The organism is Faecalibacterium prausnitzii (assembly GCF_019967995.1).
GTDB classification, from domain to species: Bacteria; Bacillota; Clostridia; order Oscillospirales; family Ruminococcaceae; genus Faecalibacterium; species Faecalibacterium prausnitzii_E.
In genome coordinates this window covers 2537447-2549415 of the sequence record NZ_CP065377.1, presented here as the reverse complement: position 1 = coordinate 2549415, position 11969 = coordinate 2537447, and the positions used below count along the sequence as shown (strand labels likewise).

Sequence of the window (11969 nt, the reverse complement as noted above, 5' to 3'; positions counted from 1 at the left end):
GGGAAATCTGGCGGGAGCTCTACATGAGCCGCATCTCCGGGAGCTTTTCCCGGCGAGTCAAAGGGCATTCCATGCCCTCCCCAACGCTTCGCGTCGGGTCCCCACCTCGGATACTCGCCGGTAAAACTCCCCTCGTGCGGCGGGGAAAAGCAACCGTTCCGTGGGAGTGGTCTGCCGCACGAGATTGACATTTTGCGTAAAACTGTGCTAAACTGGCGAGCAAGTGTAAGAATGGACAGAAAGGACGCTTCATGAACCTGACAAAGCAGTTTTTCAAATACGTTTCCCAGAACATTTTCGGCCTGCTGGGAACGTCGTGCTACATCCTGGCGGATACCTATTTCATTGCGCAGGCGGCGGGCACCGACGGCGTGACCCTGCTGAACCTCTGCCTGCCCATCTATAATCTCATCTTTGCCTTCGGCTCGATGATCGGTCTGGGCGCGGCCACCCGCTATGCCATCCTGCGGGCGCAGGGGGATGCGCGGGCGCAGCGCTATTTCTCCAATGCCATTTTCAGCGTCTGCATCCTGGCGGTGCCGTTCATGCTGGTGGGCATCTTCCGCCCGGACGGCCTGCTGCGGCTGATGGGCGGCGATGCGGACATCGTGGCGCTGGGCATGAACTATGCCCGCATCTTTCTGATGTTCACCCCCTTCTTTATGTGCAACTATGTGGTGGCGTCCTTCGTCCGCAACGACGGCGACCCCTCGCTGGCCATGGTGGCGACGCTGAGCGGCAGTCTGTTCAATGTGGTGTTCGACTACATCTTCATCTTCCCGATGGGCCTGGGTCTGCCCGGTGCGGCGCTGGCAACGGCCATCTCGCCGATATTGAGCATTGCCGTATGCAGCGCACATTTTATAAAGAAGAGCAACACCATCACCTTTGTGCGCAAGGCACCGTCCGTCAGGCTGCTGGCCCAGAGCTGCCAGCTGGGCATCTCCGGCTTTGTCGGGGAGCTTTCCTCCGGCGTGACGACCACCGTATTCAACTTCCTGCTGCTGCGCCTGGCGGGCAATGTGGCCGTGGCGGCCTATGGCGTCGTGGCGAACTTTGCGCTGGTGGCAACGGCCATCTTCAACGGCGTGGCGCAGGGCGCTCAGCCGCTGGTGAGCCAGTGCTACGGCAAAAATGAGATGGTCGGGGCCAGAAAGCTCCTGCTGCTGGGCTGCGGCACGGCGCTGGGGCTGGCGGCGCTGCTGTACGGCGTCGTGTTCGGGTATACCGATGCGCTGACGGCCCTCTTCAACAGCGAGAACTCCGCGCTCATGGCTGAGTTTGCCCACAGCGGGATGCGCATCTACTTCGTGGGATACTTCTTCGCGGGCTGCAACATCGTGGCGGCAGGTTATCTGGGAGCCGTCAACCGCCCGGCGGAGGCCTCCATCACCTCGCTGTGCCGCGGCATGGTGGCCATCGTGGTCTGTTCGCTGGTGCTGAGCGCACTGTTCGGGATGAACGGCGTCTGGGCGGCGTTCCCGGTCTCGGAGGCCATCACGTTGTCGCTGACCGTCTTCCTGCTGAAGCGGAAGGCCGGAAGGGCATAAAAAAGCGGGGCAGAGCAGCCCCGGTACATTAGATATAAAGCTCCTGCTCCCGTTTGCTTTCGGCGGGCGAGAGGGGGCGCACTGCCTGACCGGCCATGGCCCGCCACTGCGCGGGGGAGTGGCCGGTCTCTTTTTTGAAGACGCGGCAGAGGTAGTTCGCTCCGGAAAAGCCGCACAGGCTGGCGATGACGTCCAGCGTGTATTCCCGGTGAAGGAGCAGACGCATGGCCGCTTCGATGCGGATGGTGGTCAGATATCGCCCCGGCGGTACCCCCACTGCGGCCGTGAAGGTGCGGACGAGGTGGCTTTTCGAGACGCCCAGCCGCTCGCTGAGCTCCTCCACGCCGTAGAGGCCCGCGTAGTTCTGGCGGATGTCCTCGATGGCGGCGGTGACGAGGGGCGGCAGGGAGGGCGCAGCGCTGTCGGCCCCTGACAGCTCGCACAGCAGTGCAAAGGCGAGCTGGCTGACGGCGCGGCTGTGCGGGGTGCCGAGAAGCTCTGCTCCGGCCTCTGCGGCCAGCCGCCCCATCAGTTCGGCGGCGGCAGGGCAGGTCTCGCCGCGGGCCAGAAAGGGCAGCTCGGTCAGCCCGGCGAGGAACTGGGCCGCCGCCTGCCCGGTGAGCTGGATGCAGAGCAGATGGCAGCCGCCCTCTGGGGCAAGGGCCAGCGGGGCGCGGCTCAAAATCAGATGGCCGGCAGACACGCTCTGGGGCGGCAGGACGAGAGCCGACCCCGCCGGGGACGGCCCGGCAGCGGGCAGGGAAGCCGTGCATTTTCCGCTGGAGACCAGGCACACCCACAGCCCTTCGCCCGCCAGCGTGAGGGGGCTTTCGGGCTGGACATCCTGCACCGAGGCCAGCGCTGCGGTGGTGCTCCAATCAAAAATCAATATCTGACACCTCAAATCAATAAAATGCTATTTTATATCACAAAATAATCTGCTATTATAATAACAACGAAAGCACCCCTCGTCAAGAAGCGGTGCGAACCTGATAAAAAATAATGGAGGCAAATGACCTATGGCTTCGATTAGCTGCCAGCACATTTACAAGATCTATCCGGGCGCTACCGCTCCTTCTGTTACCGACTTCAACCTGGAGATCCAGGATAAGGAATTCATCATCTTCGTCGGCCCCTCTGGCTGCGGCAAGTCCACCACCCTGCGCATGATCGCCGGCCTGGAGGAGATCTCCAAGGGCGAGATGTACATCGGCGGCCGTCTGATCAACGACGTTCCCCCGAAGGACCGTGATATCGCCATGGTGTTCCAGAGCTACGCTCTGTACCCCCACATGACCGTTTACAAGAACATCGCATTCGGTCTGGAGCTGCGCAAGACCCCGAAGGACGAGATCGACCGCCGCGTCCACGAGGCTGCCAAGATCCTGGAGATCGAGCACCTGCTCGACCGTAAGCCGAAGGCTCTGTCCGGCGGCCAGCGCCAGCGTGTTGCTCTGGGCCGCGCAATGGTCCGTAACCCGGCCGTCTTCCTGCTGGACGAGCCTCTGTCCAACCTGGATGCAAAGCTGCGTACCAGCATGCGCACCGAGATCATCAAGCTGCACAAGAAGCTGGCTACCACCTTCATCTACGTTACCCACGACCAGACCGAGGCTATGACCATGGGCGACCGCATCGTCGTTATGAAGGACGGCATCATCCAGCAGGTCGATACCCCGCAGAACCTGTATGACATGCCCTGCAACATGTTCGTCGCAGGCTTCATCGGCAGCCCCCAGATGAACTTCCTGGACGGCACCGTGACCAAGAATGGTGACCAGTATGCCATCGACCTGGGCGGCGATTCCATCCCCCTGCCCAAGGAGAAGACGGCAGACGGCAAGCTGGACTCCTATGTCGGCAAGAAGGTCAAGATGGGCATCCGTCCTGAGGACATCGACGACGAGCCCGAATTTATGGCAAAGCATCCGGACTGCCACCTGGAAGCTCAGGTCGACGTCTCCGAGATGATGGGCGCTGAGATCTACCTGTACCTGGAGTACAAGGGCAACAAGATGACCGCTCGTGTGGCTCCCACCTCCAAGGCCCGCAACGGAGACACCGTCAAGGTCGCCTTCGATCCGCACAAGGTCCATGTCTTCGACGTCGAGACCGAGCAGACCATCCTGAACTAAGTTTTTCCAGGGATCGTTTTTGGTCCTCCTAATAGCAGCAGCCGCCGGGAAGAGATTCCCGGCGGCTGCTGTTTTTGCGTATTTTATTCGCTTGAAAAAACGGATGTCAGGCGTCTGCCTTTTCGGTCAGCACAAAGGTCAGCTCTGCGGTGGCGGCGCACTTGCCGTCCACATAGGCCGAGGCTTTGCCGATGCCCACCGGGCCGTGCTGCTCCACCAGTTCGCAGTGGAGGGTGAGCACATCGCCGGGTGTGACCTGTTTGCGGAAGCGGGCATTTTTGATGCCGCCGAAAAGGGCGAGCTTGCCCTGATTCTCCGGCAGGCTGAGCGCCGCCACAGCGCCGGTCTGGGCCAGTGCTTCGAGGATGAGGACACCGGGCATGACGGGCGCACCGGGGAAGTGGCCGTTGAAAAAATCTTCGTTGCGGGTCACGCATTTGCGGCCAATGGCCCACTGGCCCGGCTCGTAGTCCAGGATGCGGTCCACGAGGGCGAAGGGGTAGCGGTGCGGGAGGATGGCTGCGATCTGCTCTGCCGTGAGGGCATGGGGCGTTTCGCGCACGATGCGGGGTTCAGCCATGGCTCAGCCCTCCCATTTCCGGAACACGAGGCAGGCATTGTGCCCGCCAAAGCCCAGACTGTTGCTGAGCGCGTATTCCATCTTCATGGAGCGGCCGGTGTTGGGAACGTAATCCAGGTCGCATTCCGGGTCGGGCTGCTCGTAGTGGATGGTGGGCGGCGCAAACTGGTCGCGCAGCGCCAGCGCGGTGAACACGGCTTCCACGCCGCCTGCACCGCCCAGCAGGTGGCCGGTCATGCTCTTGGTCGAAACGACGGCGATGTCCCCGGCATGGGCACCGAACACCGCATGGATGGCGGCGGTCTCGCAACTGTCGTTCATGTGGGTGCCGGTGCCGTGGGCGTTGATGTGGTCGATGGCTTCCGGCGCGACCTGACCATCGGCCAGTGCCAGCTTCATGCAGTCGATGGCGCCTGCGCCGCCGGGTGCCGGTGCGGTGAAGTGGTAGGCGTCGCAGTTGGCACCGTAGCCCACCACCTCGGCATAGATGTGCGCACCGCGCGCCTTCGCGTGCTCCAGTTCTTCCAGCACCAGCACACCGCTGCCCTCGCCCATGACGAAGCCGCTGCGGCGGGCATCGAAGGGCAGGCTGGCGGCATCCGGGTCGGAAGCCGTGGAAAGCGCCTTCATGCTGGTGAAGCCGCCGATGCCCAGCGGGCTGATGCAGCTTTCGGCACCGCCGCAGACCATGACCGGCTCATAGCCATCACGGATGCGGTGGAAAGCATCGCCCACGGCGTTGGTGCCGCCTGCACAGGCAGTCACCGGGCAGGTGCACATCCCCTTCAGCCCGAAGCGGATGGCGATCTGCGCTGCGGCCATGTTCGCGATGGACATGGGGACGAAGTAGGGGCTGACCTTCTCCATCCCTTTTTCCTCGCCGCGGGTGTGCTGCTCTTCGATGGTGGGCAGACCGCCGATGCCGCTGGAAAGGATGACGCCGATCTGGCGGGCTTCCGCTTCGGTGTCCAGGCCGCTGTCTGCAATGGCTTCGGCGGCCGCAGCCAGCGCCAGCAGGGTGAAACGGGCCATCTTGCGGGCTTCTTTTTTGTCTACGACGGTCTCCGGGTCAAAGTTCTTGACTTCGCCTGCCAGCTTGCACTTGAATTCGCTGGCATCGAACTGGGTGATGGGCCCGATACCGCATTTGCCTGCCATGGCAGCATCCCAGCTTGCGGAAACGTTGTTGCCCAGCGGGTTCACAGTGCCAAGGCCGGTGATCACGACTCTGCGTTTTTCCATGCGAAAGTTCTCCTTTTACATTGCCATGCCGCCATCCACACAGAGCACCTGCCCGGTGAGATAGCTGCTTTGTTCGGCGGTGAAGAATGCCACCGCGTTCGCCACATCCTCCGGGCTGCCGGCCCGGCCCGCCGGGATGCCTTTGGCCATTTCGGCGCGGACGGCTTCCGGCAGAGCGGCGGTCATATCGGTCTCAATAAAGCCGGGCGCAACGGCATTCACCGTGACGTTCCGGCTGGCCAGCTCCCGCGCCAGACTCTTGGTCAGGCCGATGAGGCCGGCCTTGCTGGCGGCATAGTTGGTCTGGCCGGCATTGCCCCGCAGCGCCACAACGCTGGAAAGGTTCACGATGCGGCCATACCGCTGGCGCACCATGCGGCGGGCGGCTTCCTTACAGCAGAGGAAAGCACCCTTGAGGTTGGCGTCCAGCACGGCGTCAAAGTCCTCTTCGGTCAGGCGGAGGATGAGGTTGTCGCGGGTGATGCCCGCGTTGTTCACCAGGATATCCACCCGGCCAAAGGCGGCCGCGGCGGCGTCAAACAGCGCCTTGCAGCCTGCGGCAGTGGAAACATCGGCCTGCACGGCCACGGCGTCTGCGCCTGCGGCTTTGCACAGCGCGACGGTCTCGGCCGCAGCGGCTTCGCCGTGGCAGTAGTTGACCACCACGTTCACGCCCTGTTTTGCCAGTGCCGTGCAGACGGCGCGGCCGATGCCGCGGCTCCCGCCGGTCACGACGGCGGCGCGGGTCAGAGTCTGTTCGCTCATACGGTCTCCTTTTTCCATGCGTCCAGCACGGCGTCCAGTTCTTCCGGGGTCTCCACCGCAGCGCATTCGACGCCGGGCAGAGTCTTTTTCACAAAACCGCTCAGGGCCTTGCCGGGGCCGACTTCCAGAATGTGGTCCACGCCCAGCTCGCCCAGACGGCGCAGGGTATCTTCCATGTAGACGCTGCTCTGTACCTGCCGGACCAGCAGGGCCGGGATGCTGTCCTCCGCAGCCTTTTCGCGGCCCAGGCAGTTGAACAGCACCGGAACGCGCATTTCGCCGAAGGATTCGGTCTCGAACCGGCGGGCGAGGGCGTCCCCGGCGGGGGCCATGAGCCGGGTATGGAAGGGGCCGCTCACGTTGAGCGGGATGCAGCGGCGGGCACCGGCGGCTTTCGCCAGCGCAGCAGCCTGCTCCACCGCAGCCTTTTCGCCGCCGATGACCAGCTGACCCGGACAGTTGTAGTTGCAGATCTGGACACAGCCCAGAGCCGAAGCCTGTTCGCAGCACTGCGCAAGGGTCTCGCGGTCCAGGTTCAGCACGGCGGTCATGCCGCAGTCGATGCCGTTGGCGGCATCGGCCATGGCTTTGCCGCGGTAGGCGGCCAGCTCGATGGCCTGTTTCGCGGTGAACACCCCGGCTGCTTCCAGTGCGGAATATTCGCCGAGGGAAAGCCCGGCGGTGTATGCGGGCTGTACGCCCTTTTCGGCCAGCACTGCGGTCACGCCGCAGGCAAAGGCCACCATGCAGGGCTGGGTGTATTGGGTCTGCCCCAAAACGCCGTCCGGGTCCTCGAAGCAGACGCGGTGCAGGTCAAAATCCAGCACGGCGCTGTCGAATGCGGCCCGGAAGGCGGGCGATGCTTCGTAAAATTCTTTGCCCATGCCGGGGTGCTGCGCACCCTGGCCGGCATACAACACGGCAAGTTTCATGCGTTCTGCCTCCATTCGGTCACAAGTTCGTCCATCAGTTCACGGACGGTATACATCCGGTCCAGCCGGCCCACATTGTCCCCGCAGAAGAAAAGACCTTCCTCCACATTGCCCTTGACCGCTTCGATCAGTGCATGGGTGATGCAGTAGGGCACACAGGCGGGGTCGCAGGTCTTCAGGCAGCGGGCGCAGTGCCGGGGCGGAAAGCGGCGGCCTTCCGCCAGCGCCTGCACCAGCGGCGTGTTCAGTGCCCGGCCCGGCATCCCCACCGGGCTGTGGATGATGCGCACATCTTCGGGGCGGGCCTTCAGCAGAACGTCCTTGTACCCCTGCGCAGCATCGCACTCCACCGTTGGGATGAAACGGGTGGCCAGCTGGACGCCTGCGGCCCCCAGCTTCGTAAAATGGGCCATGTCGGCACCAGTGTAGACGCCGCCCGCCACGAAGACCGGGATGGGGTGGCCGAACTGTGCCTCATAAGGCCGGACTTCGGCCAGGACCTCCGGCAGGATGTCGTCCAGCGTCTGGCAGGCCCCGGCAAGAAGCTCTTCTTCCGAAAAGCCGAGGTGCCCGCCTGCCTTGCAGCCTTCGATCACCACAAAGTCAGCGGTCCGGCCAAAGGCCTTGGCCCAGCGGCGCAGGATGAGCTTTGCCGCCCGGCCGCTGGATACGATGGGGGCGATGGCCACGTCCGGCGTGTCCACAAGGCCGGGCAGTTCCAGCGGCAGACCCGCACCGGACACCACGGCGTCCACACCGGCTTCGACCGCTGTGCGGATGGCGGCGGCATAGTCCTGCGTGGCTACCATCGCGTTGATGGCCACCATGCCCGCACCCTTGGCGAGGTCTTTGGCCTTTCGGATCTCCGCCGCCAGCGCGCGGTGGTTGGCGCGGACCGGGTCGCGGGCAAAATCCGGTTCCCGGTAGCCTGCATCGGCGGTGGAGATGCACCCCATGCCGCCGCAGGCCGCCACGGCCCCGGCCAGCCCGCCCAGCGAAACGCCTACGCCCATGCCGCCCTGCAGGATGGGGACGGACAGGGCCTTTTTGCCGAGGGTCAGCATTCCTCGTTCAGCGCGGCGATGCGCTGCCTCCCGCTGTTCCACAGGTCGTCGAGGATGTCTGCCACCGGGCGCACCTCGTGGAGCATACCGGCCACCTGACCGGCCATCAGGCTGCCGGTGGCGGTGTCGCCCTCAAAGACGGCGCGGCGCAGGCTGCCCAGCGTGTACTTTTCCAGCTCCATCTTGTCGGCTCCGGCTTTTTCCTGCCGGACATATTCCCGGCTCATCCGGTTTTTCAGCACACGCACCGGCGAGCCGCCGATGCGGCCCGTCACGATGGTATCGCTGTCCTTGGCCTTGAGCAGGGCCGCTTTGTAGTTTTCGTGGATGGGGCACTCCTCGCTCACGAGCAGGCAGGTGCCCACCTGCACACCGCAGGCACCCAGTGCCAGCGCGGCGGCCAGCTGACGGCCGTCGGCGATGCCGCCCGCTGCGATCACGGGCACGTTGACGGCGTCCACGACCTGCGGGACCAGCGCCATGGTGGTCATTTCGCCCACATGGCCGCCGCTTTCGGTGCCTTCGGCGATCACGGCGTCAATTCCCAGCGGCTCCAGATGCTTTGCCAGAACGGCGGCGGCGACCACGGGGATCACCTTGATGCCGGCGGCTTTCCATGCGGGCACATATTTGCCCGGATTGCCTGCACCGGTGGTGACCACCTGCACGCCCTCTTCCACCACGATCTTTGCAAATTCATCGGCCTGCGGGTGCATCAGCATGATGTTCACGCCGAAGGGCTTGTCCGTCAGCTGCTTGCAGCGGCGGATGTTCTCACGCAGGGTGTCGGCGTTCATGCCGCCTGCGCCGATGATGCCCAGCGCACCTGCGTTGGAGCAGGCAGCGGCAAACTCGCCGGTGGCGATGTTGGCCATGCCGCCCTGGATGATGGGGTATTTTGTGCCTAAAATTTCATTCAACAGTTTCATACGCACTCTTTGTATTGAAAAATCGCGCCGCCCCAGGTCAGCCCGCCGCCGAAGCCGATGCAGGCCAGCAGCTGGCCGGGCTTCAGCTGCCCGCTTTCGGCCAGCTCGTTGAGAGCGACCGGAATGCTGGCGGCGCTGGTGTTGCCGTGACGGTCCATGTTCTTATAAAACTTTGCCGGGTCGGCCCGCAGCGCCTTGACGCAGTGGTCGATGATGCGGCTATTGGCCTGATGGCAGACCACCCACGACAGATCGTCGAGGGTGCGCTGCGTTTCGTCCAGCACGGTGTGCAGACAGTGGGGCAGCGCCTCCACGGCAAAGCGGAAGACGGCCTTTCCATCCATCGTGATGGGCGCGGAGCCTGCACGGGACGGCCCGCCGGCGTGGAGCACATCGCTGCCGCGCGCGCCCAGCGTGAGCGCAAAGGGGGTGTCCGCCAGCCGGAAGACTGCGGCACCGGCTCCATCTCCGAACAGCACACAGGTGGAGCGGTCGGCCGGGTCCATCAGGCGGGAAAGTGCTTCGCACCCGATGACCAGTGCATACTGCCCGCCCAGTGTCGCCAGCAGGCCCCGCGCCACGCCCATGCCGTAGAGGAAGCCGGAACAGGCCGCGTTGATGTCCAGCGCAGGCCGGTCTTCGGGCAGCCCCAGCGCCGCCTGCACTTGGCAGGCCACACTGGGGGTGGCGTCCGGCGCAGACAGCGTGGCGCAGATGCAGCAGGCAATGTCCGCCGGGGCAAGGCCGCTGCGCTCCAATGCCTGTTTTGCCGCCCGGACGGCCAGCGTTGCAGCCGATTCTTCGTCTGTGCACCAGTGTCGGGTGCGGATGCCCGTGCGGCTGGTGATCCATTCATCGCTGGTGTCCACCATGCGGCTCAAGTCCTCGTTTGTGACCGTCCGGCCCGGCAGTGCCCCGCCGGTGGCGATCAGCTGCAAACCCTTCATGCGTTCCTCGTTTCTCCGATCTGGCGGTATTTTTTATAGCGCTGGTCGGCCAGCTGTCGGCCATTCATGCGGCACAGCTCCCGCAGGTGGTTGCGCAGAGCAGTATCCAGGTGTTCGAACAGGGCCGCATGGCCGCGCTGTGCGCCGCCCAGCGGCTCCGGGATCACTTCTTCCACGATGCCGTCACGGTACAGGTCCTGCGCGGTCAGCTTCATCATCTCGCAGGCTTCGCCGCTGCGGGAGGCATCCTTCCACAGGATGCTGGCAAAGCCCTCCGGGCTGAGCACCGAGTAGACGGCGTTTTCCAGCATCAGGATGTGGTTGGCCACGCCCAGTGCCAGTGCACCGCCGGAAGACCCCTCGCCGGTGACGACGGCAATGACCGGAACGGTCAGGCCGCTCATCTCCATCAGGTTCCGCGCAATGGCTTCACCCTGCCCGCGCTCCTCGGCATCCTTGCCGGGGTATGCGCCCGGCGTGTCGATGAAGGTGATGATGGGGCGGCCGAACTTTTCAGCCTGCTTCATCAGACGCAGGGCCTTGCGGTACCCTTCCGGGCCGGGCATCCCAAAGTTGCAGGCCAGATTCTCTTCCAGCGTGGACCCCTTGCGGTGGCCGATGACGGTCACCGGCAGCCCATGGAACCGGGCCACGCCGCCCAGGATGGCGCTGTCCTCCTTGCACTGGCGGTCGCCCCGCTGCTCGAAGAAATCGGTGAACAGAGCCGAGACCGTTTCGTCGATGTGGGGACGCTCCGGGTGCCGGGCCAGAAAGACCCGGTCCTCGGCGGTCAGCGGGCCGCAGGAGCGCAGGATCTCGTCCTCTTCCACGGCCAGCTCGGCCAGTTCGGACGCATGGGCCGTGATGGCCTCCATGTCATTGCCGCTGCCTTTCAGCGCGGCGATCTGGGCATCCAGCGGGGCCAGCTGCTCTAAAATCTCTTTGATCATGCGTGTTTTCCTCCTGCATGGAGCTGCAAGACCTGGATCAGGGTATCCCGCAGCTGACTGCGGGGCACCACCTGGTCCACAAAGCCGTGCTCCATCTGAAATTCACTGCGCTGGAACCCGGCGGGCAGCTTTTCGCCGATGGTCTGCTCAATGACGCGCGGCCCGGCAAAGCCGATGAGGGCGCCCGGCTCGGCCAGCATGATGTCGCCCAGGCTGGCGAAGCTGGCCGTCACACCGCCGGTGGTGGGGTGGGTCAGTACGCTGACGTACAGCCCGCCTTTGGCGGAAAAGCGCTGGATGGCGGCCGAGGTCTTTGCCATCTGCATCAGGCTGAAGATGCCCTCCTGCATCCGGGCACCGCCGCTGGCAGAAAAGATGACCAGCGGCAGGCGCTTGGCGGTGGCATACTCTACGGCGCGGGTGATCTTATCGCCCACAGCGGTGCTCATGCTGCCCATGAAGAACCGGCTGTCCAGCACGGCGGCCACACAGGCGACCCCGCCGATGCGGCCCGTTGCCGTGACAGCAGCTTCGCGCAGGCCGGTCTTGTTCTGGGCGGCGGTCAGCTTTTCCTCATACTCCGGAAAATGCAGCACATCCTGCGGGGCCAGATCTGCATCCAGCTCCCGGAAGCTGCCGTGGTCCAGCACCAGACTGAGCCGGTAATACCCGCCGATGGGCATGTGATAGCCGCAGTTGGGGCAGACATAAAGGCTTTTCGTCCACAGGGTGCGGGCGGCGCGGCGGCCGCACTGCTTGCACTCCACGAACTGTGGTTCGTGCCAGATGGCTCCGGCATCCCGTTTGGCCTTCAGCTGGAAGGTGCGCTCCCGCATCCGGCCGGGGAGCAGGTCTCGGATATCGTTCATAGCGTT

The 11969-nt window shown here is 64.2% G+C and carries 12 protein-coding genes; 2 read left to right on the top strand and 10 right to left on the bottom strand.

Going from position 1 to position 11969, the window contains the following annotated elements; genetic code table 11:
- Nucleotides 1–251: 251 nt before the first annotated feature.
- On the top strand, nucleotides 252–1550 hold the full coding sequence (locus tag I5P96_RS12360) for an MATE family efflux transporter (protein ID WP_223382380.1): 1299 nt from the start codon (nucleotides 252–254) through the stop codon (nucleotides 1548–1550).
- Nucleotides 1551–1578: 28 nt separating this feature from the next.
- Here I5P96_RS12360 and I5P96_RS12355 read toward each other — a convergent pair whose 3' ends face one another.
- Nucleotides 1579–2439 carry a helix-turn-helix domain-containing protein gene (locus I5P96_RS12355; RefSeq protein ID WP_223382379.1) on the bottom strand — a complete coding sequence of 287 codons (861 nt, stop codon included), beginning with the start codon at nucleotides 2437–2439 and terminating at the stop codon, nucleotides 1579–1581.
- A gap of 130 nt (nucleotides 2440–2569) precedes the next feature.
- On the opposite strand from I5P96_RS12355, the gene I5P96_RS12350 reads away from it, so the two are divergent.
- Nucleotides 2570–3685, top strand: coding sequence for an ABC transporter ATP-binding protein (locus I5P96_RS12350; RefSeq protein ID WP_223382378.1), 1116 nt, complete (start codon nucleotides 2570–2572; stop codon nucleotides 3683–3685).
- A gap of 106 nt (nucleotides 3686–3791) precedes the next feature.
- Here I5P96_RS12350 and fabZ read toward each other — a convergent pair whose 3' ends face one another.
- Genes fabZ through accD form a run of 9 tightly spaced genes read right to left on the bottom strand, consistent with a single transcriptional unit; the run spans nucleotide 3792 to nucleotide 11963 of the window.
- A complete protein-coding gene (fabZ, locus tag I5P96_RS12345) occupies nucleotides 3792–4265 on the bottom strand; it encodes a 3-hydroxyacyl-ACP dehydratase FabZ (RefSeq protein WP_223382377.1) in 474 nt (157 codons plus the stop codon).
- Nucleotides 4266–4268: 3 nt separating this feature from the next.
- Nucleotides 4269–5507: a beta-ketoacyl-ACP synthase II gene (gene fabF, locus I5P96_RS12340; RefSeq protein WP_223382376.1), complete on the bottom strand. Its 1239-nt coding sequence runs from the start codon at nucleotides 5505–5507 to the stop codon at nucleotides 4269–4271.
- 15 nt (nucleotides 5508–5522) lie between these two features.
- Nucleotides 5523–6272, bottom strand: coding sequence for a 3-oxoacyl-[acyl-carrier-protein] reductase (gene fabG, locus I5P96_RS12335; RefSeq protein ID WP_118552514.1), 750 nt, complete (start codon nucleotides 6270–6272; stop codon nucleotides 5523–5525).
- On the bottom strand, nucleotides 6269–7204 hold the full coding sequence (locus I5P96_RS12330; protein WP_207685948.1) for an ACP S-malonyltransferase: 936 nt from the start codon (nucleotides 7202–7204) through the stop codon (nucleotides 6269–6271). Before I5P96_RS12330 ends, fabG begins: the two co-directional genes overlap by 4 nt.
- A complete protein-coding gene (locus I5P96_RS12325) occupies nucleotides 7201–8268 on the bottom strand; it encodes an NAD(P)H-dependent flavin oxidoreductase (protein WP_223383763.1) in 1068 nt (355 codons plus the stop codon). The genes I5P96_RS12330 and I5P96_RS12325 overlap by 4 nt, the downstream gene beginning before the upstream one ends.
- Complete coding sequence (locus tag I5P96_RS12320; RefSeq protein ID WP_223382375.1) at nucleotides 8262–9197, bottom strand: DUF561 domain-containing protein; 936 nt, start codon at nucleotides 9195–9197, stop codon at nucleotides 8262–8264. The genes I5P96_RS12325 and I5P96_RS12320 overlap by 7 nt, the downstream gene beginning before the upstream one ends.
- On the bottom strand, nucleotides 9194–10144 hold the full coding sequence (locus I5P96_RS12315; protein WP_223382374.1) for a beta-ketoacyl-ACP synthase III: 951 nt from the start codon (nucleotides 10142–10144) through the stop codon (nucleotides 9194–9196). The genes I5P96_RS12320 and I5P96_RS12315 overlap by 4 nt, the downstream gene beginning before the upstream one ends.
- Nucleotides 10141–11094, bottom strand: coding sequence for an acetyl-CoA carboxylase carboxyltransferase subunit alpha (locus tag I5P96_RS12310; protein WP_097791692.1), 954 nt, complete (start codon nucleotides 11092–11094; stop codon nucleotides 10141–10143). Before I5P96_RS12310 ends, I5P96_RS12315 begins: the two co-directional genes overlap by 4 nt.
- Nucleotides 11091–11963, bottom strand: a complete 873-nt coding sequence (accD, locus tag I5P96_RS12305) for an acetyl-CoA carboxylase, carboxyltransferase subunit beta (RefSeq protein WP_097791693.1) — start codon at nucleotides 11961–11963, stop codon at nucleotides 11091–11093. The genes I5P96_RS12310 and accD overlap by 4 nt, the downstream gene beginning before the upstream one ends.
- Between the last annotated feature and the right edge of the window lie 6 nt (nucleotides 11964–11969).